The sequence below is a fragment of the Pseudomonas sp. TE3911 genome, from assembly GCF_054062775.1.
Genome location: NZ_JBSSFP010000001.1, coordinates 6011930 through 6035600, shown reverse-complemented (window position 1 = coordinate 6035600; position 23671 = coordinate 6011930). Strand labels below are relative to the sequence as shown.

At 61.6% G+C, this 23671-nt stretch carries 24 protein-coding genes; 16 read left to right on the top strand and 8 right to left on the bottom strand.

The annotated features are described in order from the left end of the window. Positions 1–3 precede the first annotated feature (3 nt). Genes ACVWXD_RS27460 through ACVWXD_RS27425 form a run of 8 tightly spaced genes read left to right on the top strand, consistent with a single transcriptional unit; the run spans position 4 to position 7516 of the window. A complete protein-coding gene (locus tag ACVWXD_RS27460; RefSeq protein ID WP_032883995.1) occupies positions 4–468 on the top strand; it encodes a transglycosylase SLT domain-containing protein in 465 nt (154 codons plus the stop codon). Beyond that, on the top strand, positions 465–1649 hold the full coding sequence (locus ACVWXD_RS27455) for a type II secretion system F family protein (RefSeq protein WP_032883996.1): 1185 nt from the start codon (positions 465–467) through the stop codon (positions 1647–1649). Before ACVWXD_RS27460 ends, ACVWXD_RS27455 begins: the two co-directional genes overlap by 4 nt. A gap of 4 nt (positions 1650–1653) precedes the next feature. Further along, on the top strand, positions 1654–3291 hold the full coding sequence (locus ACVWXD_RS27450; RefSeq protein ID WP_032883997.1) for a GspE/PulE family protein: 1638 nt from the start codon (positions 1654–1656) through the stop codon (positions 3289–3291). Beyond that, positions 3272–3997: a hypothetical protein gene (locus tag ACVWXD_RS27445; protein WP_457371530.1), complete on the top strand. Its 726-nt coding sequence runs from the start codon at positions 3272–3274 to the stop codon at positions 3995–3997. The genes ACVWXD_RS27450 and ACVWXD_RS27445 overlap by 20 nt, the downstream gene beginning before the upstream one ends. Next, positions 3994–4548 (top strand): hypothetical protein, encoded by a 555-nt coding sequence (locus ACVWXD_RS27440; protein WP_122754265.1) that lies wholly within the window; start codon positions 3994–3996, stop codon positions 4546–4548. Before ACVWXD_RS27445 ends, ACVWXD_RS27440 begins: the two co-directional genes overlap by 4 nt. 5 nt (positions 4549–4553) lie before the next feature. After that, positions 4554–5090 carry a hypothetical protein gene (locus ACVWXD_RS27435; RefSeq protein ID WP_032884514.1) on the top strand — a complete coding sequence of 179 codons (537 nt, stop codon included), beginning with the start codon at positions 4554–4556 and terminating at the stop codon, positions 5088–5090. Further along, entirely contained in the window at positions 5087–5578 is a 492-nt protein-coding gene (locus ACVWXD_RS27430) for a hypothetical protein (protein ID WP_122754264.1), read from the top strand. Before ACVWXD_RS27435 ends, ACVWXD_RS27430 begins: the two co-directional genes overlap by 4 nt. 18 nt (positions 5579–5596) lie before the next feature. Further along, positions 5597–7516, top strand: coding sequence for a secretin N-terminal domain-containing protein (locus ACVWXD_RS27425; protein ID WP_457371529.1), 1920 nt, complete (start codon positions 5597–5599; stop codon positions 7514–7516). Positions 7517–7652: 136 nt separating this feature from the next. Here the strand turns inward: ACVWXD_RS27425 and etfB are convergent, their stop codons facing one another. The 6 genes from etfB to ACVWXD_RS27395 all read right to left on the bottom strand — a co-directional run bounded on the left by etfB (position 7653) and on the right by ACVWXD_RS27395 (position 15414). Further along, positions 7653–8423 carry an electron transfer flavoprotein subunit beta gene (gene etfB, locus ACVWXD_RS27420; RefSeq protein ID WP_457371528.1) on the bottom strand — a complete coding sequence of 257 codons (771 nt, stop codon included), beginning with the start codon at positions 8421–8423 and terminating at the stop codon, positions 7653–7655. Positions 8424–8433: 10 nt separating this feature from the next. Further along, positions 8434–9654, bottom strand: a complete 1221-nt coding sequence (gene etfA, locus ACVWXD_RS27415) for an electron transfer flavoprotein subunit alpha (protein WP_095185087.1) — start codon at positions 9652–9654, stop codon at positions 8434–8436. Further along, positions 9654–11597: a dimethylglycine demethylation protein DgcB gene (gene dgcB, locus ACVWXD_RS27410; RefSeq protein WP_122682006.1), complete on the bottom strand. Its 1944-nt coding sequence runs from the start codon at positions 11595–11597 to the stop codon at positions 9654–9656. Before dgcB ends, etfA begins: the two co-directional genes overlap by 1 nt. 155 nt (positions 11598–11752) lie before the next feature. Then, on the bottom strand, positions 11753–13813 hold the full coding sequence (dgcA, locus tag ACVWXD_RS27405; RefSeq protein WP_179179799.1) for a dimethylglycine demethylation protein DgcA: 2061 nt from the start codon (positions 13811–13813) through the stop codon (positions 11753–11755). Between the two features lie 15 nt (positions 13814–13828). Then, entirely contained in the window at positions 13829–14359 is a 531-nt protein-coding gene (locus ACVWXD_RS27400) for a DUF5943 domain-containing protein (protein WP_005792152.1), read from the bottom strand. Positions 14360–14436: 77 nt separating this feature from the next. Then, positions 14437–15414, bottom strand: a complete 978-nt coding sequence (locus tag ACVWXD_RS27395) for a dipeptidase (RefSeq protein ID WP_032884008.1) — start codon at positions 15412–15414, stop codon at positions 14437–14439. Between the two features lie 219 nt (positions 15415–15633). On the opposite strand from ACVWXD_RS27395, the gene ACVWXD_RS27390 reads away from it, so the two are divergent. The 3 genes from ACVWXD_RS27390 to ACVWXD_RS27380 are packed head-to-tail and all read left to right on the top strand — an operon-like array spanning position 15634 to position 17015. Beyond that, positions 15634–16035 carry a lysozyme inhibitor LprI family protein gene (locus tag ACVWXD_RS27390; protein ID WP_032884009.1) on the top strand — a complete coding sequence of 134 codons (402 nt, stop codon included), beginning with the start codon at positions 15634–15636 and terminating at the stop codon, positions 16033–16035. Positions 16036–16075: 40 nt separating this feature from the next. Beyond that, positions 16076–16558, top strand: coding sequence for a hypothetical protein (locus tag ACVWXD_RS27385; protein WP_122754262.1), 483 nt, complete (start codon positions 16076–16078; stop codon positions 16556–16558). A 40-nt stretch (positions 16559–16598) separates the two neighbouring features. After that, positions 16599–17015, top strand: a complete 417-nt coding sequence (locus ACVWXD_RS27380) for a DUF3010 family protein (protein WP_032884011.1) — start codon at positions 16599–16601, stop codon at positions 17013–17015. A 124-nt stretch (positions 17016–17139) separates the two neighbouring features. Here the strand turns inward: ACVWXD_RS27380 and ACVWXD_RS27375 are convergent, their stop codons facing one another. Next, positions 17140–18318 (bottom strand): AAA family ATPase, encoded by a 1179-nt coding sequence (locus ACVWXD_RS27375; RefSeq protein ID WP_181642939.1) that lies wholly within the window; start codon positions 18316–18318, stop codon positions 17140–17142. Between the two features lie 68 nt (positions 18319–18386). Then, positions 18387–19331: a GlxA family transcriptional regulator gene (locus ACVWXD_RS27370; RefSeq protein WP_164444906.1), complete on the bottom strand. Its 945-nt coding sequence runs from the start codon at positions 19329–19331 to the stop codon at positions 18387–18389. Positions 19332–19524: 193 nt separating this feature from the next. On the opposite strand from ACVWXD_RS27370, the gene ACVWXD_RS27365 reads away from it, so the two are divergent. The 5 genes from ACVWXD_RS27365 (at position 19525) to ACVWXD_RS27345 (ending at position 23652) form a co-directional block, all read left to right on the top strand. Then, positions 19525–20469, top strand: coding sequence for a choline ABC transporter substrate-binding protein (locus ACVWXD_RS27365; protein ID WP_032884015.1), 945 nt, complete (start codon positions 19525–19527; stop codon positions 20467–20469). A gap of 73 nt (positions 20470–20542) precedes the next feature. Further along, a complete protein-coding gene (locus ACVWXD_RS27360) occupies positions 20543–21430 on the top strand; it encodes a BKACE family enzyme (RefSeq protein ID WP_122682001.1) in 888 nt (295 codons plus the stop codon). A 125-nt stretch (positions 21431–21555) separates the two neighbouring features. Then, positions 21556–22521 carry an L-carnitine dehydrogenase gene (locus ACVWXD_RS27355; protein WP_339482618.1) on the top strand — a complete coding sequence of 322 codons (966 nt, stop codon included), beginning with the start codon at positions 21556–21558 and terminating at the stop codon, positions 22519–22521. A gap of 139 nt (positions 22522–22660) precedes the next feature. Beyond that, positions 22661–23137, top strand: a complete 477-nt coding sequence (locus ACVWXD_RS27350; protein WP_095185094.1) for a thioesterase family protein — start codon at positions 22661–22663, stop codon at positions 23135–23137. 251 nt (positions 23138–23388) lie between these two features. Continuing rightward, positions 23389–23652 (top strand): hypothetical protein, encoded by a 264-nt coding sequence (locus ACVWXD_RS27345; protein ID WP_032884020.1) that lies wholly within the window; start codon positions 23389–23391, stop codon positions 23650–23652. Positions 23653–23671: the final 19 nt, after the last annotated feature.

The following is a 23671-nucleotide window of genomic DNA, read 5'->3' as shown; positions in this document are numbered from 1 at the left end:
ACCATGCGCCGCCTGCCGCTTGCCTTAACCCTGTTGTGCTGCATGGGCGTTGCCCAGGCCAACTGCTGGCAATTGGCGGCCAGCCGTTACCACGTTGACCCGCTTCTGCTGTACGCCATCGCCAAGGTCGAGTCCGGCCTCAACCCACACGCGCGTAACGTCAACAGTGACGGCAGCCAGGACATCGGCCTGATGCAAATCAACAGCCGTCACTTGCCTGCGCTCGCGCAATGGGGCATCACCGAACAACACCTGATTACCCAGCCCTGCACCAGCGTGATGGTCGGCGCGTGGATCCTCGCCGGGTTTATCCGCGAACAGGGCTATGGCTGGCAGGCAGTCGGCGCCTACAACGCCGGGGCCAAGTCGGATCGCCAGGCGCAGCGCTCGCGCTACGCCCGGGCGGTGTGGCGCTACTACGGTGAGTTACTGCAACAACGCCAACAACTGGCGAGGCAGGCACCATGATCGACGTCGACGCACGCATCATCCGCGACGGCCATTTGCAGTCCCTGCAACTGCACGCCGTGGACCTCTCCCAGGCGCGCCGGCAACTGCAGGCCGAGGGTGTGCAAGTCATCTCGCTCAAAGCCCGCCGCCAACTCAAACTGCCGAGTCGCCGCAGCACGTTCGCCCTTGGCCTGTTTATCCAGGAACTGGTGGTGCTGCTGGACGCCGGACTGGTGCTGGTGGAAGCGGTGGAAACCCTGCGCGACAAGGCGCCGCCGGGCGTCAACCGACAGGTCATGAGCGATCTGCTCGCCTCCATGTATGAAGGCAACTCACTGTCCAAGGCGATGCAGCTCAAGCCACAGACGTTTCCTTCGCTGTTGATCGCCACCGTGGCGTCCTCCGAGCACAGCGGCCAATTGGCCGTGGCCCTGCGCCGCTATCATCATTTCGAAGCGCATTTGGAAACCGTCAAAAAGCGCGTCAGCGGCGCCCTGATGTACCCCTTGGTGGTGCTCAGCGTGGGCGCGTTGATCCTGCTGTTTTTGCTGTTTTTCGTGATCCCGCGCTTCGCCTCGGTATTCGATGCGGTCACCGACCTGCCAGCCACCGCGCGCTTCATGGTGTGGTGGGGCGCGCTGGTGGACGCCCATAGCCTGGAGATGCTGGTCGGCTTGGTGCTGGTCATCGCCGCACTGGTGCTGATGTTTCGCAGCGCCGGGTTCAAGCGTCGCGCAGCGGGCCTGTTCTGGAAAATCCCCAGCCTGGGAGCCCAGCGCACGCTGTTTGTGCTCGCGCGGTTTTATCGCACCGCAGGCATGTTGCTGATGGGCGGAATGCCGGTGGTCACGGCGGTGGAATTGTCCGGCGCGCTACTGCCCGTGGAACGTCAAGGCGCCTTGCGCCAAGCCATGACCGATATCCAGGCCGGCCAACCCCTCTCTACCGCCCTCGCCCGCCATCAACTGACCACCGCCGTCGCCGAACGCCTGTTGCGGGTGGGCGAGCAAAGCGGCGAATTGGCGGCCATGTGTGAGCGCATCGCGCAGTTTCACGATGAGGCACTGGAGCGCGCCATTGAGCTGTTCAGCAAGGTGTTCGAGCCACTGTTGATGCTGGTGGTGGGCGGGCTGATCGGCTTGATCGTGTTCATGCTGTACATGCCGATTTTCGAACTGGCGGGTTCCATTCAGGGGTAACGCGATGAGTGAGCAGACACTGCAATGGCAAGCGCTTGCGGCACAACGAGGCATCCCCTTGTCCGATTACCTGCGGGAGGTCCTGGAAAAAGCACCCGACCAATTAAGCACTATCGCCCAGCCCCTCGGCCTGCTTGCCATCGCCCCGCAAACCCTCAGTGAAAACTGGCGTTTTGATCTGCTGGCATTGCCTCAGGCACTGATCCATAACGCGCTGCCTGTGGATAACCACGGTGAGCCCTGCCTGGTACTGGGCGACCCGTTCACCCTGGCCAGCCGACACTGGTTGCAGTCCTCCAAAACCTTGCGCCAATTACCCCTCGCCATGAGCCTGCCCGGCGCGGTGAAAGCTCAATTGACTCTGGCCGAAGCCAGCCAACGGGTCATGCAACCCTTCGGCAGCGACGATGAAAGCGCCCGTGTCATCCAGGCCGCCCAGGAAATCTCATTGAGCAGCATCGCCCGCGACGACAACCCGGTGGTGCGCCTGGTCAACTCCATGTTGTTCGATGCGCTGCAAAGCCGCGCCAGTGACATCCATGTGGAAACCACGCCCCAGGGCCTGGTGATCAAATACCGTATCGACGGCGTGTTGCAGCAGATGGGCCAGGCCAGCGGCCTGGACATGGCCGAGCAGGCACTGTCGCGGATCAAGGTGCTGTCGGAGCTGGATATCGGCGAGCGGCGGGTGCCCCAGGACGGACGCTTCAAGATGAAGATCCAGGGCCGCGAGGTGGATTTTCGGGTGTCGATCATGCCCAGCATCCACGGCGAAGATGCGGTGCTGCGGATTCTCGACAAGTCCCAGCGCGGCGAATCCCTGAGCCTGGAAACCCTTGGCCTGAGCGCCGACACCATCGCGCGCATCCGCGTATTGGCCAGCGAACCCTATGGCATGTTGCTGGTGACCGGCCCCACCGGCAGCGGCAAATCCACCACGCTGTACGCCGCCCTGTCGGAGACCAATACCGGCGAGAAAAAGATCATCACCATCGAAGACCCGGTGGAATACGAACTGCCCGGCGTGCTGCAAATTCCGGTCAACGACAAGAAGGGCCTGACCTTCGCCCGTGGCCTGCGCTCGATCCTGCGCCACGACCCGGACACGATTCTGGTGGGGGAAATCCGCGACGGCGAAACCGCCGGCATCGCGGTGCAGGCGGCGCTGACCGGGCACCTGGTGCTGTCGTCGGTGCACGCCAACAGCGCGTTCAGTGTGCTGGAGCGCTTTACCTATATGGACGTGGACCCGGCCAGTTTTGTCGAAGCCCTCAACGGCGTGGTCGCCCAGCGCCTGGTGCGGCGCATCTGCCCGGACTGCGGCGTCGACGCCGAGCCCGACCCCGATATTGTCCGCCTCGCCCAACTGCCTGACGCCCAACTCAGACAGGGCCACTACCGTGTGGGCACAGGCTGCGAGACCTGCCGCCACACCGGCTATCGCGGCCGGCTCGCCCTGGCTGAAGTGCTGACGCTGACCGACAGCATCAAGGAGGGCCTGCTCAACCGCAATTCGGCCTCCAGCCTGCGTGAACTGGCGCGTGAAGCCGGCCACGTATTTATCCGCGATATCGCCCTGGCCCATGCCGCCCAGGGCGATACCACGCTCAAGGAGATCCACCGTGTCATTTCCCTTTATTGAGCACGTGGTGTGGCTGCACAGCACCGGTGCCGAGTGGGCCGCGCGCCCGCGCTGGCGCGGTGCGCCGGTGTGGCGCGCGCAACATGAAGGCGTGCCCTTGGCCGCCTGCGCCGAGCTGTTGGAACAGGCGCCGCGCGGCCGCATAGGGTTCCTGGACCGCGCCACGGTGCTGCTGGGATTTCCCCATGTGCATTACCTGATGCTGGGGTGGCAAACCGGGTTGTACAGCGCAGACGATTGGCAAGGATTCGCCGAGGCCACGTTCAGCCAACAAGCCGGCATCGACCCTGAGCAGTGGCAAATACACGTGGCGGACAGCGCCTTCGGCCATGAACGCCTGGCGGTCGCGATGCATCGGGAGCTGCTGCACGACCTGCGTGAGCTATTCAAGCTGCGTCGCCTGCCGCTGGTGACGTGTATGCCATTGCTGACAGCGGTGGCGCAGCGGTATTGGCGGCACTTACCGGCCGACTGTGTGCTGTTGGTGCCCGAAACCGAAAGCCTCAGTTGCCTCTATCGACAACAGGGTGTGATCGATCAGGTCTGCGTCATACCCACCCCACGCGGCAGCACCTTGAGCGACAACCTGTTCACCGCCGACCTGCTGGTGGAGCGGCATGCCGCTGCCACCTTGGTAGTCACCAACACTCCGGCGGAAAACCGGTTGGGTCCGGTGCACCCCTGGCTGGAGGAGTCGTCTGTATGAAATCCAGGCTCGCGACTGTCTGGCAGCACCTGCGTACGCCTCAAGGGCCACACGTGGATTTCCTACGCGCCAGCGCCACCCGCCGGCCGTGGGTGACTGTCCTATGGCTGGGCGCGGCCGCCCTGCTGTTCAACACCTGGCAGCACTGGCAACGCATGGAGCAACAGCAACAACAGACCGACGCATTGGAGCAGCACTTCATCCAGCTGACTCGCCGTCAGGAGCAGTTGATACAGGCCGCCATTCGCCTGTCGCCCACGCAAAAACAGCAGCTGTCCACCTTCGCCCAACAAAAGGTCACGCCCTTCGCACTGATGGATGCCGTGGCCCAAGCCTGGTCCCGAGACATCGCCTTGACCCGCGTCGAGATCAACACACAAGCCCAACTGATTCATCTGGACCTGGAAGCTAAAGTGCTGGGAGACGCCTTTCGATTTGCCGAGCGACTCAAGGCGCAACCCGGTGTACAGGTGAACCTGCAACAAAGCGCCCGCAAGGCCAACGACCCGCAACACCCGGTGCAGGTCAAACTCACCGTTGGCGCGGGGTAATGCCCATGCATGCCCTTACTCGCCACCTGCCGCGCCTGCGCTGGCAACTGACCCAGTGGCAACAGCGCCTGGGATTTTGGGGCCTGCTGGCGGTGGGGGCCATGATGGCGGCGCTGGTGATCGAAGTGACGGTGATCTACCCGGCAGGCATCAGCGACAACCTGCGCCGCCAGGAACTGCAGGCCGGCATCGATGAACAGCCTCAGGATGTGCAAGTCACCGAACCGGCGGTGGTCGAGCGCTTACCCAGCGCGCAGGACTTTGCCCCCCGCCTGGAAACGCTGCTGGGTGTGCTTAGCCGCTACGGCTTTGCCATCGAACAGACCACGCTGGCCTACTCCGCGCCCGGCGACACAGGGCTGCAACGGCTGGACGTGGAGATCCCGCTCTCCGGCCCCTACGCCTTATTGCGCAATGCCCTGGTCGACCTCTCGAACGAGCCCGCCGTGCGCATCGAGCGCGTGACCCTGGAACGCAAAGACATCAGCAGCGGCATGCTGGACATCAACCTCAAGGTCAGTGTGCTGGGGGTGGTGGAATGAAGCTGCCACTGTACTTGCGCGTGCTCCTGTTATTGACCCTGATCAGCTGTGGCTGGCTGTTCTGGCAGGACACGGTGGACAGCCCTGCCCCTGCATCGTCACCCGTGACGACCACGCCGCAGATCAAACCCACAGCGCCAGCGTCACCCTCCGCGCCAGCCTTGGCTGAGACGGTCGACCTGTTCCCCACCCAAACCTGGACACCTGCGCCGCCCCCCATTCCAGTCGACACCGCACCGCCCAAACCACCTGCGCTGCCCTTCAGCGTGAGCGCGCAGTGGCGTTATGAGAACCAATCGAAAATCGTCGTGCTGCGCGGTAACGATCGCCAATACACGCTGTGCAACCGCTGCTCGGTGCCGGGGCGCATCGTGCCCGGCAAGATGCTCGACTCGCACTACCGACTGGACAAGCTGACCGACACGACCGTGGTGCTGACCTACATGCCGCTCAAGCATGTCAGCACCTTGCGGCTTGACACTCACTGACCAGGGCGGGACACGATCATGGCGATACGTACATGGATTTACTTGAGCCTGACCCTGGCTCTGCTCAGCGCGTGCCAGACCCAACGCGCAATCAAAGAGAGCGATGAGTTGCGCCAAAAGGGCGACATCATCCGCTCGGTGGAAGTGCTCCAAGCCGAAGCCAAACAAGACCCGGACGACGTGCAACTGCGCACCGCCAATTTCAGCAAACTGGAGTTGCTGGTGGCCCAGTACAGCCGCGAGGCCAGTACCGCACTGATGCGTGGTGACGACGCGGCCGCCATCCGCGCCCTGGAAACCATCCTCAAATACGACCCCAGCAACCTCGGCGCACGCCAGGAAATCCAGAGCATCCAGGCGATGAAACAACTGCGCCCACAACTGGCGCAGGCCTACGAAATGAAACGCGCAAACCCAGTGGAGGCGCTCAACCTGGTGCGCCGGATCATCGCGCAAAAGCCCAACTACCGAGAGGCCCTGGACTTTCGCAATGCCCTGACCCGCGAGCTGGTCAGCGCCGACTACCTCAGCGCCGACCTTTCCGAGGCCATGCGCAAACCCCTGAGCCTGGAGTTCAGCGCCCAGAGCCTGACCACGATTTTCGAGACTATCGCGCGCCTTTCAGGGGTCAACTTCGTCATCGACAAAGACGTCAATCCCAGCGCCTCGGCAAGCATGACCGCCAGCCGAACCACCGCCGAAGATGCGCTGAACCTGCTGCTGACCACCCAAGGGCTGGACAAGAAAATCCTCAACGCCAACACCATCCTGGTTTACCCCCGCCGCCCGGACAAAGAACGTGAATACCGTGAGTTGGCCGTCCGCACCTTCTACCTCAGCCATGGCGACCCCAAGGTCATCGCCGCCGAGATCAAGCAGGTGCTCAAGCCCAAGGAGGTGTTGGTAGACGAGCGCCTGAATGCGGTGATTGTGCGCGATGGGTTGGACACCCTCAGCGCCGTGGAAAAACTGGTGGAGGCCATCGACATTGCGCAGTCGGAAGTGACCATCGATATCCAGGTGCTGGAGGTCAGCCTGACCGACGAATTGAACCTGGGCATCCAGTACCCGGAAGGTATCGGCTTGTCGGTAGGCAACCTGGCCAACGTGCCCGCCGGGCTCGCAGGTATCCCCATCAGCGCGCTTCGCGGCATCAACGGTGACAACATCCTGCTGGATTCGGGCAGCACATCGGCGCGTATCAATATGCTGCAGCGCAGCGGCAACACCGTGACCCTGGCCAACCCCAGGGTGCGGGTGCGCAATCGTGAAGAAGCCCAGGTGAATATCGGCGACAAGATCCCGGTGGTGACCACCACCACCGCCAACCAGATCACCACCTCATCGGTGTCTTATCAGGACGTGGGGCTGCAGATCACCGTCAAGCCCAATATCAGCCTGAGCGATGAGGTGAACCTGGAGCTGAACGTGGAAATGAGCCACATCACCAAGCGCATTCCCGGCTCGGAAAACGTGCCAGCCACCTTCGAACTGGGCTCACGTTCCACCAAGACCCTGCTGACCGCGCGCAACAACGAAACCCAGATCGTCTCGGGGCTGATCCGCACCTCGGATATCGACGAAGGCTCGGGGCTGCCGTGGTTGAGCCAGATCCCGTGGATCGGCAAGAAGCTGTTCGGCACTAACCAGAACACTCAGCAGAAAACCGAGATCATCCTGCTGCTGACGCCGAGGATCGAACGCAACCTCGACCTGCCGATTTCCCAGATCAGCACCTTTCACAGCGGCACCGAAGCGCGCAGCTCAACCCAGGGCATGATCCTGCGCGACACCACCGACAAAATGATCCTCAAGCCGATGGGCGGCGACCCTACACCGGCCCTGCCACCGCCGATGCAACAGCCGGATGCCACCTGGCAGCCGCTGCCGCCACCGCTGCCGGAGCTGGTGCCGAAACCCGCGCCAGCCACCCCTTAACCTCAGACCCTGATGGAGATAAAAATGTGGGAGGGGGCTTGCCCCCGATGGCGGTGTATCAATCAGCTCATCTGTAACTGAACCACTGCCATCGGGGGCAAGCCCCCTCCCACATTTGTTTTGCAGTGTTGGTGGGTTAGCGCACGACGCCTTCTTCTATGAGCAACTTGAGAATGGCTTGGGCGCCTTCCTCGGCGCTGACACCTTTGAGCACTTGCCCACCGCCACCACTGGCCTTGGCCGTAGCGGCTTTCATGCGGTCGGCGCCGCTTTTGGCTTTGATCACCTTGAGGCGTTTGGGACGAGGCTTGGCCGGTTGCAGCACCGCGCCTGTGAATAACTCATCGGCTTCAACTTCAACCTCATGGGCTGCCAACTCACCGCGCTGTGCCGGGCCATAGGCGCTCTGCCGAGGCTTGGGCGCGGCGTTATCCACAGTCGCCAAAAACGGCAAGCGCACCTTCAAGCGCCGCCGCTGCCCACGCGGCAAGGCTTGCAGCACATGAGCAACGCCGCCTTCGATGGACTCCACCTGAGCCAACCCGACAACCAGCGGCCAGCCCAATTGCTCGGCCAGCAGAAACGGCAGCATGCCCGAGCCTTCACCGGTTTCGGCCTGGCTGCCGGTGAGTACCACCTGGGCGCCTGCCTCGCGCAGATAATCACTGAGTACCAGCAAGGCATCGGCACCCTCCGGTTGTTCGAGTACATGCAGTTGCGGCAAGCCCATGCCCAAGTAGCTGCGCAAGGTGGGTTCGGCGATATTGCCCGCGTGCAGCACCTGCAACTTATCCCCAGCCATTTGCAGGCCGAGTTCAACGGCTCGCGCATCCTGCTCTGCCCGGCGCGGGCGCCCGGAGGTAGGGTGTGCGCCGATGGACACCAGGCTGATTACATTCGTGGTCATAGTCATGTCCTCAAGCCGCATCGCGCTTGGCGCCGTTGCGGTAGGCCTCGACCGCATCGATCAAGGCTTGCAGTATCGCGGCGCTTTCGCCGATCACCGACAGGTCGGCACGCTTGATCATGTCGCAACCCGGATCGAGGTTGATCGCCACCACCTTGTCGCAGGCACCGATGCCTTGCAGGTGCTGGATTGCCCCGGAAATCCCCACGGCCACATACACCCGTGCGGTGACCCAGGTGCCGCTGGCGCCGACCTGGCGATCGCGGGCCATAAAGCCGTCGTCCACAGCCACACGCGACGCGCCTTCGGTGGCGCCCAGGGCAGCAGCGGTCTGGTGGAACAGGTTCCAATCCTTCACGCCGTTGCCGCCAGAGAAAATAAACTCGGCCTCGGCCATGGGGATCGCCGCCGGGTCCACTGCCACCGCGCCGAGGTCTTCGATGCGCGGCAGGCTGCGGGCCAGGGTTGTGGATAACTCCACGGGCAAGACTTCATGACGTGTGTCGCTGACCGGATCGGCACATTCGACGGCGGCGAGGATCAGGCGCGGCAGTGGCCGCGCCAGGTCTTCCTGGCCAGCGCCGGCGCGGCCGATGCACTCGTCGCCCTTGATCTGCCACACCCGCGTGGCCGGGCGCTCCTTGAGGCTCGCGGCAAACCGCCGACCCAGCTCACCACCGCCGCTGCGGCTGTCGGGCAGCAACCAATGCCGTGGGTTGAACTGGTTATCCACAGCCCGCAAACCCTGCACGCGTTGTTCTGGTGAATAACCGTCGAATTCGTGGCCGTCCAGCACCAGCAGACGGTCGACACCGGCCGTGGCGAACGCGTTTTCCTTATGCTCGCCAAACACCACCGCCAACACCGCACCGTCGCTGCCGGCAAGTTGCCGAGCCAGGCCGAGCAGGTCGCGGTCGTGGCTGCTCAAGCGGCCGCCGACCATGTCCGGCACCACGTTGATATAGAACGCCGGCGCAGGCACCTGATGCAGCGGCAACTGCACTTCAATCGCCGCCGTACGCTTGGTCACGCCACCCTGCTGGGCGCCGCTGCGGTCGATGCGCTTGATGCCGTTAGGGCCGATAAAACCGACGCCATGTACGTTTTTGCGGATAACGCCGTTCGGCCCCATCCAGCTGTGTTGTACCGGCTGCATCGCCGCATGCAACGGGTGCAGGCGGTTACGGGCGATCCATTCGGCCCGTGGGTCGCGGCGGATAATGTCGCTCATCAGTGCACCTCCGCAGGTTCACGTTTGATGGGAGCTTTGGCTGGCGACGCCTCGTCAAGCAACGCATCGGCCACCAGCTCGGCGATATCCTTGATCAACGGACGCGGCTCGACCACACCTTCAAGCATCGCAGTGCATTGTGGACAGCCCACCGCCACCAGCTCGGCGCCGGTTTCGCGGATGTCGTCCATGCGCATGTCGGGGATACGTTGCTTACCGGGGATGTCGGTGATCGGCGCGCCGCCGCCACCGCCGCAGCAACGCGAGCGGAAGCCCGAACGTTGCATCTCCTTGACCTCAATCCCCAGCGCCCGCAGCACTTCGCGCGGCGCCTCGTATTCGCCGTTATAGCGGCCCAGGTAACAAGGGTCGTGGTAGGTCACGCTGTTGCCTTTGTGCTGGCCCAGGTTCAGCGCGCCCTCGCCGATCAGCTCGGCCATGAAAGTGCTGTGGTGCTGTACGCGGTAGTTGCCGTTGAAGGCGCCGTACTCGTTTTTCAGCACATGGAAACTGTGCGGATCGCAGGTGACGATGCGCTTGAAGCTGTACTTGGCCAGGGTCTGGATATTGCGCGTAGCCAGCAGTTGGAACGTCGCTTCATCGCCCAGGCGTCGCGCCACATCGCCACTGTCGCGCTCTTCCAGGCCGAGCACGGCGAAGTCGACCTTGGCGGCTTTAAGCACTTTGACGAACGCACGCAAGGTGCGTTGGTTGCGCATGTCGAAAGCGCCATCACCGACCCAGAACAGCACGTCAACGCTGCTTTTGTCGCTGAGCAACGGCAGGTTCAAATCCGCCGCCCAGTTCAGGCGACCGCCCGGCGCGAAACCGCCAGGGTTGTCGGTGGCGATCAGGTTTTCCAGGACTTCGGCGCCTTTGTTCGGCGTGGCGCCTTTCTCCAGGGTGAGGTGGCGGCGCATGTCGACGATGGCGTCCACGTGCTCGATCATCATCGGGCACTCTTCCACGCAGGCGCGGCAGGTGGTGCAGGACCACAGGGTCTCGGCGTCCACCAAGCCGTTGACGATCGGTTGATGCGGATTGCCGCTGTGTTCGCCAATGGCTTTGCCTGGGTATGGGCTGCCGGCGAATTTGGCATCGGTGCCGCCGGCCAGGCCGACCACCATGTCCTGAATCAGCTTTTTCGGGTTCAACGGCTGGCCGGCGGCAAAGGCCGGGCACGCCGCTTCGCACTTGCCGCACTGCACACAGGCGTCGAAGCCGAGCAGTTGGTTCCAGGTGAAATCCTTGGGTTTCTCCACGCCCAACGGCGCGGTTTTATCGCTGAGGTCCAGCGGCTTCAAACCGGTGGAACGACCACCGCCAAAACGTTCGGCGCGACGGTGCCAGGCCAGGTGCAGGGCACCGGCGAAGGCGTGTTTCATCGGGCCGCCCCAGGTCATGCCAAAGAACATTTCGGACACGCCCCACAGCACACCCACACTCAAGAGCGCAGCCAGCAACCAACCGCCGAAGTCCGCCGGCAGAATCCCGGCCACGGGCAAGGTCACCAGGAAGAAGCTCACCGAGAACGCCATCAGGCTTTTCGGCAGGCGCATCCATGGGCCTTTGGACAGGCGCGACGGCGGATTGCGCCGGCGCAGGTAAACGAAGGTGGCGCCGACAAACATCAACACCGAGGCCAGCAGCAAGGCGTAGCCGAGGATACGGTTTTGCAGGCCGAAGCCATGCACCAGAATCGCCAGCAGTGCCGACAGCACAAAGCCCAGGGCCGTGGCGACGTGGGTGTTGGCGATGTATTTGTCGCGGGCGACCACGTGGTGCAAGTCGACCATGTAGCGCTTGGGCATGGCCAGCAGGCCGCCCAGCAGGTCGACTTTGGACGCGCGGCCACGGCGCCACATGTTCACCCGGCGCAGGGCGCCGAGGACGGCAAGGCCCAAGGCGGCGAACAAGAGAATAGGCAGCAAGGTGTTCAACATGGTGAAGCTCCCACAGACCACACAAATCTAATGCGAAACTGACCCGAATGTGGGAGGGGGGCTTGCCCCCGATGGCGGACTGTCAGTTGGTACAGTTGTCGCTGACCCACCGCTATCGGGGGCAAGCCCCCTCCCACATTTTTGGCCCTGTGGTGTCAGAAATCCTTGCACAGGCGCAGGGCGTCATAGATGGCAGCGTGGGTATTTCGCTGTGCCACACAGTCACCGATGCGGAACAGCAAGTACCCCTCGCCCGTCTCGCTCAGGCACGGCTGCGGCTTGATCGCGAACAAGGCTTCAACGTCAATCTGACCCTTGTTGCGCGAACCTTCCTTGAGCCCGTAGTAGATGGCTTCATCCGGACGCACGCCGTTCTCGACCACCACTTGGTCCACTACCCGCTCTTCTTTGGCGCCGGTGTATTCGTTCTCCAGCACCGCCACCAGCTTGTCGCCTTCGCGGTAGACCTTTTCCAGCATCATGTCGCCGGTCATGATCACTTCTTTCGGGTACATGCTGCGGTAGTAGGTCGGGAACGACGTACCGCCAATCGCCACGCCCGGCTTGATGTCGTCGGTGACGATTTCCACCTGGCTGCCTTTGTCGGCCAGGAAGTCAGCCACCGACATGCCGGTGAATTCGCAGATGGTGTCGTAGACCAGCACGTTCTTGCCCGGCGCGACTTTGCCGTCGAGCACGTCCCAGCTGCTCACCACCAGGCCTTCAGCCGCGCCCCAGTGTTCGTTCTGCTCGATGTTCGGATGCCCGCCGACCGCCAGCACCACCACGTCTGGACGCAGGTCCAGGATGGTCTCGGCATCGGCCGCCACGCCCAGGCGCAGGTCGACTTTCAAGCGCGCCAGTTCCAGTTGGAACCAGCGCGTGATCCCCGCGATCTGGTCGCGTTGCGGAGCCTTGGAAGCAGTGGTGATTTGCCCGCCGATAAATTCTTTCTTCTCGAACAGGGTTACGTCGTGGCCACGTTCGGCTGCTACACGCGCAGCTTCCATCCCTGCTGGGCCGGCGCCGACCACTACGACCTTGCGTTTCGGTCCAGTGGATTTCTCGATGATGTGCGGCACGCCCATGTATTCACGGGACGTCGCGGCGTTCTGGATGCACAGCACATCCAGGCCCTGGTACTGGCGGTCGATGCAATAGTTGGCGCCGACGCACTGTTTGATCTGGTCGATCTGGCCCATCTTGATCTTGGCGATCAAGTGCGGGTCAGCGATGTGTGCACGGGTCATGCCGACCATGTCCACATAGCCGCCTTCAAGGATGCGCGTGGCCTGGTTCGGGTCTTTGATGTTCTGTGCGTGCAGCACTGGAACCTTGACCACTTCCTTGATACCGGCCGCCAGGTGCAGGAACGGCTCCGGCGGGTAGCTCATGTTCGGGATTACGTTGGCCAGGGTGTTGTGGGTGTCGCAACCCGAGCCGACGACGCCGATGAAATCGAGCATGCCGGTGTCGTCGTAATACTTGGCGATCTGCTTCATGTCCTCGTGGGACAGGCCGTCCGGGTGGAACTCGTCACCGCACAGGCGCATGCCCACGCAGAAGTCATCACCGACTTCCGCGCGCACGGCTTTCAACACTTCCAGGCCGAACTTCATGCGGCCTTCGAAGGTGCCGCCCCATTCGTCGGTACGCTTGTTGACCCGCGGGCTCCAGAACTGGTCGATCATGTGCTGGTGCACCGCCGACAGTTCCACACCGTCAAGGCCACCGGCCTTGGCACGCTTGGCGGCACTGGCGTAGTTGCCGATCACGCGCCAGATCTCTTCCGGCTCGATGGTCTTGCAGGTCGCGCGGTGCACCGGCTCACGTACACCGGACGGCGACATCAGGGTCGGCCAGTTAAAGCCGTCCCAACGCGAGCGACGGCCCATGTGGGTAATCTGGATCATGATTTTGGCGCCATGCTTGTGCATGGCGTCAGCCAGGTTCTGGAAGTGCGGGATGATGCGGTCGGTGGACAGGTTCACCGAACTCCACCATTCCTGGGGGCTGTCGATGGCGACCACCGAGGAACCGCCGCAGATCGCCAGGCCAATACCGCCCTTGGCTTTCTCTTCGTAGTACTTCACATAGCGATCGGTGGTCATGCCGCCGTCGGTGGCATACACCTCGGCGTGGGCGGTGCTGAGCACGCGGTTGCGGATGGTCAGTTTGCCGATCTGGATCGGCTGGAACATTGCTTCGAAAGCCATGGCACGGTCCTCGGCTTACAACGGCTTGACGGTGAACAAGCCGTCATCGTGGCCCTCTTCGGAGCCTCCGTAGACTTGTTCGGCCACAGTGCGGATCTTGCTGCCACGGGCCTCAAGAATCTGGTCCATCGCGCCGGCAAACCAGCCGGTGAACATGTAGTCCACTTTGCGCCCGACCTTGCCGTACACGTAGACAAATGCCGAATGTTCGAGCTTGACGCTGGCGGTGCCTTTATCCAGGTCGATGTCCTGGATTTTGAACAGGCCCCAGCCGCGTTGCGACAGGCGCTTCATGTAGTGTTCAAACACCGCGACGCCTTCCAGGCCGTGGCATTCAGCTTCTTTTTCACACCAGTGCCAAGCGGATTTGTAGCCTGCTTTGTAGAGGATTTCGGCGTAGGCGTCAGCGCCCAGGACTTCTTCGATGCCCATGTGGTTGTTGACGAAGAAATGGCGCGGCACGTACAGCATCGGCAGGGCGTCGGAGGTCCAGACACCGGTTTCGCTGTCGACTTCGATAGGCAATTGAGGGGCGATCTTGGCCATGGAAACTTAACTCCAGAAAATTCGTTTGGATGCCCTCGGCGCCGGATGGCCGAGGGTAAAGAAGTGTCAGCGGTGGCTTATTCGCCCCAGACGTCCTTGAGCACGTTGACCCAGTTCTCGCCCATGATCTTGCGCACCACGCGCTCGCTGTGGCCGCGCTTGAGCAGGGTTTCGGTGAGGTTGGGGAACTCGCCCACGGTGCGGATGCCCAGCGGGTTGATGATCTTGCCGAAGCTGGTCAGGCGGCGGGCGTAGCCCTTGTCATGGGTCAGCATTTCGAAGAAATCCTGGCCATGGCCCTGGGTGAAGTCGGTGCCGATGCCAATGGCGTCTTCGCCGACGATGTTCATGGTGTATTCGATGGCTTCGGCGTAGTCGTCGATGGTCGAATCGATGCCCTTGGCGAGGAACGGCGCGAACATGGTCACGCCGACAAAGCCGCCGTGGTCGGCGATGAACTTCAGCTCTGCATCGGACTTGTTGCGCGGGTGCTCTTTAAGACCGGAAGGCAAGCAGTGGGAGTAGCACACCGGCTTTTTCGATTCGAGGATGACTTCTTCGGAGGTTTTGGAGCCGACGTGGGACAGGTCGCACATGATGCCGACGCGGTTCATCTCGCCGACGATCTCGCGCCCGAAGCCCGACAGGCCGCCGTCACGCTCGTAGCAACCGGTGCCGACCAGATTCTGGGTGTTGTAGCACATCTGCACCACACCAACGCCGAGCTGCTTGAAGATCTCGACGTAGCCGAGTTGGTCTTCAAACGCATGGGCATTCTGGAAGCCGAAAATGATGCCGGTCTTGCCCAGTTCCTTGGCGCGACGGATGTCGGCGGTGGTTTTCACCGGGATCACCAGGTCACTGTTCTCGCGGATCAGGGTCTGGCTGGCGACGATGTTATTGATGGTGGCCTGAAACCCTTCCCACACCGACACGGTGCAGTTGGCGGCGGTGAGGCCACCTTTGCGCATGTCCTCGAACAGGTCGCGGTTCCACTTGGCAATAATCAGCCCGTCGATAACGATGCTGTCGGCGTGCAATTCGGCTGGGCTCATCAGGCGTCCCCTTATTGGCGATTCATGCGCCGAATCGTCTGCCGGCGCTTTGGGGCCAGCATATGCCCAGGGGCAACCTGAGCCGGGTGCAAAAACGACAGGGGAATTGCCGAAAGCGTCAATCCGCGACAAAGGCCTACATGACAGCTCTGACTGGCGACTGTTCTTTGTCTTACGCTTGAGCCAGAATTCCCGCATCACCTGATATGAGACGGCGCAATGAAATCGATTTTCCTGGCTTTGGCACTCATCGCAACCGGCGTCCACGCGGCTGAAGACACCGACAGCACGCCGTGCGATGGCATCGAAAACGACAAGCAAACCCTGGAATGCGCCACTTACAACAAAACCACCGCCGAACAATTGTTGAAAGACAACTATCAGGGCCTGCTGGAACGCATGGGTTCTACCTATGGCAGCGACAAGACCAAGCTCGCCGACATTACCGCTCGTCTGAAGGACGCCCAGCAGAAGTGGGAAAAACTACGTGACGCCGATTGCGCGGTGGACACCTTCCCGGCAGTGACCGGCACCAAAGCCTATGCGATTGCGCAAAATGACTGCCTGGCGCGGATGAGTGATGAGCGGTCGGAGTTTTTGGAGTCGATTGGGCAGGAATGAGTAGGTCTGAATCGTTAAAAACAATTGAAAAGGACGTCACATGTACTACCCACGCGAAGCGCAACGAGACTTCCTGTTCACGCGCGCCACGTTGCTGTTTTTCGCCATGCTGGCATTGGCGCTGATGCTGTTTTTGTCCAAAGACCGGGGCGCACCCTATGCGCTGATCAAAGCGGCGCCCGTAGAGACCATCGGGCAAATCATTCAACTTGAAAGCATCGGCCCACGGGACTCAAGCACCAATGTGTACTATGCGTTCGATCATGAAGGCCAGCGCGTAGAAGGCATGGTGAACAACAGCAGCTACGTCGAAGACCGTGGCTACAAGGTTGGCGGTCCGGTCGAGGTGGTGTATTCAAAATGGTTCCCGACGGTGCATAGCATCAAGGCGAACCTGAAATCGAGCTCACCTAACTTCTACATTATGAGCGTCAGCGCCGGCTTGATGATTGTGTGCCTTATCCTGATGTTCTGGACGATCCACCAGATTTATCAGCATAAAGAGGAAGACAGGCATTACTGATACCGGCTACCCAGTCCTCCTCTTCTCAATAGGCTATTGAATGACTATCTGCGGCATCGAAATCAAAGGCAGCGAAGCCATCATCGCTGTCGCCTCCCTGGACAACCAGGCGCTGAGCCACGTCGCCCTGGCTACCAAGAAAATCGCCCTTGAAGACGATGATGAAGCGGCCAACGTCAAAGCCTTTGCCGCCCAGGTGAAGGCCTTCGTGCAGGCCAACGCCGTCACTCGCATCGCGATCAAGAAACGCAGCAAAAAAGGCGAATTCGCCGGTGGCCCGACCACGTTCAAGATTGAAGGGGTGTTTCAACTGCTGGAGGGGGTTGAGGTGACGTTGCTGTCGCCGCAGACCATCAATGCGCAGAACAAGAAGCACACCTTTGAACTGCCGGCGACGTTGAACAAGTATCAGCATGAGGCCTTCAAGACCGCGTGCTCCGCCCTGCTGAAGAAATAAGCCACGCCGAAATCCACTGTGGGAGGGGGCTTGCTCCCGATGGTGGTGGATCAGCTTGCTCATGCATTGGCTGACATACCGCTATCGGGAGCAAGCCCCCTCCCACACTGGGTCTGGGGTGTCTTCAGTGGGGTGTATGGCGCTTGTGCCGCAGCCAGTCGCCGAACGTTTTGTCCTCCAGGGCATACCCACCCCGGCTCGACTTCCACACCAGCTCCTTATCGCGCAACGCATCGATACAGGCCTGAATGGTCTGGGTGCCCGGCACCACGTCGCTGCCCATGTCCTCCAGCGCCTTGCTGACCGCTATCAGTGTGCTGTCGGTAAACGGCGCAAAAGGTTCGTTGTTGTGTGAGCGCTCCACCATCACCTCCAACACCGCACGCTGCGGGATCGTCAGGGCGTTCCAAGCGCTTTCGAATTCGGTCCATACACCCGCGCGCAGCAGTTCGGCGCGACTGTGCAGCAGTTCGCCCAGATTGCTGGCCTCGCCCAACTCCAACGCCACTTCGCCGATGATCGTGCGCAGCATTTCGGGACGACGACCGACCAACTCGAAGGCTTCGTCGATATCCGCAGCACTGAATTGATTGTCTTGGGCCAAGTGCGCATTGAGGTGCACGGTGTAGGCCTGGGTGAACTCTTTGCCCAGCAACGGAAACGGCGTAATGCTGGAGCCGAAAAACGGTTGGCTTTTGCCCAGCACCAAATGGGCCAGTTTGTCGCGATTGGAGCCCGTGAACACGAGATGCAACCCGCTGCCCTCCTCGTCACGGCCCTGGTTGAGTTGGTCCCGGGCAGCTTTGAGCGCGAACATCGCGTTGATACCCGAATCGCTGGTCAATGCGTGCTGCGCTTCGTCTATCACCAGCACGACGGTTTTTTGCGCAACGCTGTGGAGCAACTCCAAGGCTTGGGTCAACGTGGCGCCGACCGGCAATTGCGGCTTGCTGAAATCCCAGGACAGGGTACGCAGAAAGCTGAGCTTCTCGATCCCGATATTCTTGGCCAGCTTACGAATGCCCTTTTCATAGGGAACCAGCGCAGCAGCTATGGCGCTGGCGATCAACTCGGCGGGGTCCTTTTCCTTGTCGGCCCACAAATCCACGTACACGGTCAGCCAGCCCCGAAGCTGACACTCCGGGATCAGGTCTTCGCGTAAAAAAGTACTCTTACCGGTGCGGCGCGGCGCTGCGAGAAACAGGCCGGAAGTGAAATCCTGAATACCGGCCCCCACAAGACCATCGGCAATGCTGCGCGCCAGGACTGGGCGGCGGAACACGAAACCGCTGTTCTTGGTCATGGTTTTATACTCAATTATGGAAAGGACTATAAATTATAGCCACGAGTATAATTGACTATAATTGCCCGTCAAACCACCTCCCGTCGCCGATCCTCCCTCGGGCACTTCGCAAACCTAGCGCGATAGCTGCGCGTGAAATACGACGGCGACTCAAACCCACAGGCAATGCTGACTTCCAGCACGCTTAAATCGCTCTGGCGCAGCAGTTGCCGGGCCTTTTCCAGACGCAGGCCGAGGTAGAAGTTGCTGGGCGTGTCATTCAGATGCAGGCGAAACAGCCGCTCCAACTGGCGCCGAGTCACCTTGATCGCTTCGGCCAGGGCCAAGGTGCTCAAGGGCGGTTCGGTGTGTTGCTCCATTTCGCCGATCACGTGCACCAATTTTTTGTTGTTGATGCCGTAGCGCGTAGCGATCTGCATGCGCTGGTGGTCTTTGCGTGGGCGGATGCGGCCGAGTACGAATTGTTCGGAGACTTGAATCGCCAGTTCCGGGCCGTGGGCCTGGGCGATCAGGTCGAGCATCAGGTCGATGGACGCGGTGCCGCCGGCGCAGGTGATGCGGCGGCGGTCGATCTCGAACAGCTCCTGGGTGACGGTCAGGTGAGGATAGGACTCCTTGAACGCGTCGATGGCTTCCCAGTGCAGGGTCAGGCGATGGCCGTCAAGCAGGCCGGCTTCGGCGAGGACGCAGGCGCCGGTATCAATGGCGCCAAGGGTCACGCCGTCGTGGTCGAGGCGACGCAGCCAGTGTTCCAGGGCGGGGGTGGCGAACTGCAGCGGTTCAAAGCCGGCCACCACCAGCAAGGTCGCCCCTTTTTTCAGCGGCTCCAGCCCGGCATCCGCGTTGACCGACATGCCATTGCTCGCCAACACCGCGCCGCCATCGGCACTCAGCACATGCCAGCGGTACAGCTCGCCACGAAAGCGGTTGGCCACCCGTAGCGGTTCCAGCGCGGAGATAAAACCAATGGCCGAAAACCCCGGCATCAGCAGAAAGTAGAAATCCTGGGACATGGTGGCGCTCTCGTCGGACGGGCAGCGTGGCACTGTGATACTCCCGTTCAGGGGCGGATTCAAGGGGGCAGGTCGCTGCAGTGCAAGAGGTGGTCGCCGCCGTGCGTTTTGCTGGCCCCTGGCTTGCGTAACTTGGCTGCACGGCGCACAAAGACGCCGGACCCCACAATAACGACCTGCCGAGGGATCCACCATGAATCGACTGATCAGCCGCTGCGTGCTTGCACTCAGTGCCAGCGCTATTTTGAGCACCAATGTGATGGCAGCGGATGCCGCTTCATGCCAGAACGTGCGCATGGGCGTGGTGAACTGGACCGACGTCATCGCCACCAGCGCCATGACCCAAGTACTGCTCGACGGCCTCGGCTACAAGACCAAACAAACCAGCGCCTCCCAGCAAATCATCTTCGCCGGTATCCGCGACCAGCGCCTGGACTTGTTCCTGGGGTACTGGAACCCGCTGATGACCCAGACCATCACGCCATTTGTCGACGCCAAACAAGTCAAAGTCCTCGACAAACCAAGCCTGGAAGACGCCCGCGCCACCCTCGCCGTGCCGACTTACCTGGCGGACAAGGGCCTGAAAACCTTCGCCGATATCGCCAAATTCGAAAAAGAACTGGGTGGCAAGATCTACGGCATCGAGCCGGGCTCAGGGGCTAACACCCAGATCAAGGCGATGATCGCCAAGAATCAGTTCGGCCTGGGCAAATTCCAACTGGTGGAATCCAGCGAAGCCGGCATGCTAGCCGCCGTCGACCGCGCCGTTCGCCGCAAGGAAGCCGTGGTGTTTTTTGGCTGGGCGCCGCACCCGATGAACGTCAACGTGGCGATGACTTATCTCACCGGCAGCGACGACGCCCTGGGCCCGAACGAAGGCATGGCGACCGTCTGGACCGTCACTTCGCCGACCTACGCCGAGCAGTGCCCCAATGTGCACAAACTGCTGACCAACCTGACCTTCACCGCGGCCGACGAGAGCCGAATGATGCAGCCGTTGCTGGATCACAAGGACGCTATCGAGTCGGCCAAGCAGTGGCTCAAGGATCACCCTCAAGACCAGGCTCGCTGGCTGGAAGGCGTGACCACCTTCGATGGCAAACCGGCCGCCGCCAACCTGCAATTGACCGGCAAGTAACACCCTTTCAACCACTGCTTCGCAGCCAGACACGGCTGCGAACGGCATCACCACGCCTGTAAGGAACCGTCTCATGAATCACGACGTCATCATCACCTGCGCACTCACCGGTGCTGGCGACACGACCGCCAGAAGCCCACACGTGCCGGTCACCCCCAAACAAATCGCAGCCGCAGCGGTTGAAGCCGCCAAGGCCGGCGCCACCGTGGTGCACTGCCATGTGCGTGACCCCGAAACCGGCAAGTTCAGCCGCGACGTGGCGCTGTATCGCGAAGTGATGGAGCGCATCCGCGAGGCGGACATCGACATCATCGTCAACCTCACCGCCGGCATGGGCGGCGACCTGGAGATTGGCGGCGGCGAGAACCCGATGGAGTTCGGCCCCAATACCGACCTGGTCGGCCCGCTGACGCGCCTGGCCCATGTGGAAGAACTGCTGCCGGAAATCTGCACCCTGGACTGCGGCACCCTGAATTTTGGCGACGGCGACACGATTTACGTCTCCACCCCGGCGCAGCTGCGGGCGGGCGCCAAACGTATTCAAGAGCTGGGCGTTAAGCCTGAGCTGGAAATTTTCGACACCGGCCACCTGTGGTTCGCCAAGCAGATGATCAAGGAAGGCCTGCTCGACAACCCGCTGTTCCAACTGTGCCTGGGCATCCCATGGGGCGCGCCGGCCGACACCACCACCATGAAAGCCATGGTCGACAACCTGCCCGCCGACGCAGTGTGGGCGGGCTTCGGCATCGGCCGCATGCAAATGCCGATGGCGGCGCAAGCGGTACTGCTGGGCGGCAATGTGCGGGTAGGCCTGGAAGACAATCTGTGGCTGGACAAGGGCGTGCTGGCGACCAATGGGCAGTTGGTGGAACGGGCCAGTGAGATCCTCAGCCGCTTGGGCGCGCGAGTCATGACCCCCGCAGAGGGCCGGGCAAAGATGGGCCTCACCAAACGCCGCTGATCAACATGTGGGAGGGGGCTTGCCCCCGATGGCGGAGGATCAGCACCAGCTGTATCGACTGACACACCGCTATCGGGGGCAAGCCCCCTCCCACAGGGGATTACCAACCTCTTTAGGAATGTGCCATGAGCTTTATCACCGAAATCAAAACCTTCGCCGCGCTCGGCAGCGGTGTCATCGGCAGTGGCTGGGTATCCCGCGCCCTCGCCCACGGCCTTGATGTAATCGCCTGGGACCCGGCCCCCGGCGCCGAAGCCGCCCTGCGCAAACGCGTTGCCAACGCATGGGGAGCGCTTGAGAAAAAAGGCCTCGCACCCGGCGCATCCCAAGACCGCCTGCGCTTTGTCGCCACCATTGAAGAGTGCGTAAAAGACGCTGACTTCATCCAGGAAAGCGCCCCAGAACGCCTGGAGCTGAAGCTGGAATTGCACAGCAAGATCAGCGCAGCAGCCAAGCCCAATGCATTGATCGGCTCCAGCACCTCAGGCCTGTTGCCGAGCGAGTTTTACGAGGGCTCAACCCACCCTGAGCGCTGCGTGGTCGGTCACCCGTTCAACCCGGTTTACCTGCTGCCATTGGTGGAAGTGGTCGGCGGCAAAAACACCGCGCCCGACGCTATTCAAGCCGCGATCAAGGTGTACGAATCCCTCGGCATGCGCCCGTTGCATGTGCGTAAGGAAGTCCCCGGCTTCATTGCCGATCGCCTGCTCGAAGCGCTCTGGCGTGAAGCGTTGCACCTGGTGAATGACGGCGTGGCGACCACCGGCGAAATCGACGATGCCATCCGCTTTGGCGCAGGGTTGCGCTGGTCGTTCATGGGCACCTTCCTGACCTACACCCTCGCGGGCGGCGATGCGGGGATGCGGCATTTCATGGCGCAGTTTGGTCCGGCACTGCAGTTGCCGTGGACGTATCTGCCGGCGCCCGAGCTGACTGACAAACTGATTGATGATGTGGTGGATGGCACTAGCGATCAGTTGGGTACACACAGCATTTCGGCACTGGAACGCTATCGTGATGATTGCCTGTTGGCGGTGCTGGAAGCGGTAAAAACCACCAAAGCCAAGCACGGTATGACTTTCGCCGAATAACCCATGTGGGAGGGGCGGTGCGACGAATCGACTTGCCTCCGATAGTATTGGATCAGTCAAGAAATCTGGCAACTGACACACCGCTATCGGGGGCAAGCTCCTCCCACATTTTGACCGAGTACTGATCCGGGAGTTTTCCATGCCTGCACTGACGACCTACACCACAGCAATCCTCCCCGAGTGGGTCGACTACAACGGCCACCTGCGCGACGCGTTCTACCTGCTGATCTTCAGCTACGCGACCGACGCGCTGATGGACACGTTGGGCCTGGACAGCGAAAACCGCGACGCCAGCGGCCACTCGCTGTTCACCCTGGAACTGCACCTGAACTACCTGCACGAGGTGAAACTCGGCGCCGAGGTTGAGGTGCATACCCAACTGATCGCCCATGACGCCAAGCGCCTGCACCTCTATCACAGCCTGCATCTTGTGGGCGAAGAGCGGGCGCTGGCGGGTAACGAACAGATGCTCTTGCACGTCGATCTGGCCGGCCCGCATTCGGCGCCGTTTACCGAGCCGACGCTGGAAAAAATCATCGCTGTCAGCGCTGCACAGGCTGACCTGCCCAAGCCTGCCCTGCTTGGCCGTGTCATCGGTTTGCCGGTCAGACAATAAGCAAAAAAAACCCCGATCCAATGTGGAGTGGATCGGGGCAGAGTGCCTTGTGTGAGCCGTACATCCCGAGGGTGACCAAACCGTCAAGCTGTGTGCCTGGGTTCAGTGTGCCGATAAGTGCGGTTGGCAAATGGCCCGAAAACGACACGCTCATAGCCATCTGAGGCATTCGCGCATTCTGCCCTTGCCGACCGCATGGGCGGCTACCAGAATCCCAGTCAGACCTCGCTACCCTCACCAGGATAAACGTCATGATGCATGCGGATTTGATTGACCAGGATGACCTGCTGGGCCAACTGCGCTCACTGGGTTTCGACGTGTCCAGCGGCGCCACCGCTGAGCAGGCCTGCGAGTGCGCCGTGCGCGGTTTGAGTGAAGCACGGGCCAAAGCGCTCAAGGGCATGGTGGAACAGATGTACAGCGGCAGCGCGACGATCCTGCCGGCGGTGCGTCAGGCGATTGATAAGCAGCTGTTGCCGGCTTTGGTGCAGTTCAAGCAGAACTCTGGTGTCTGATAGAACGCTATCGAGAGCA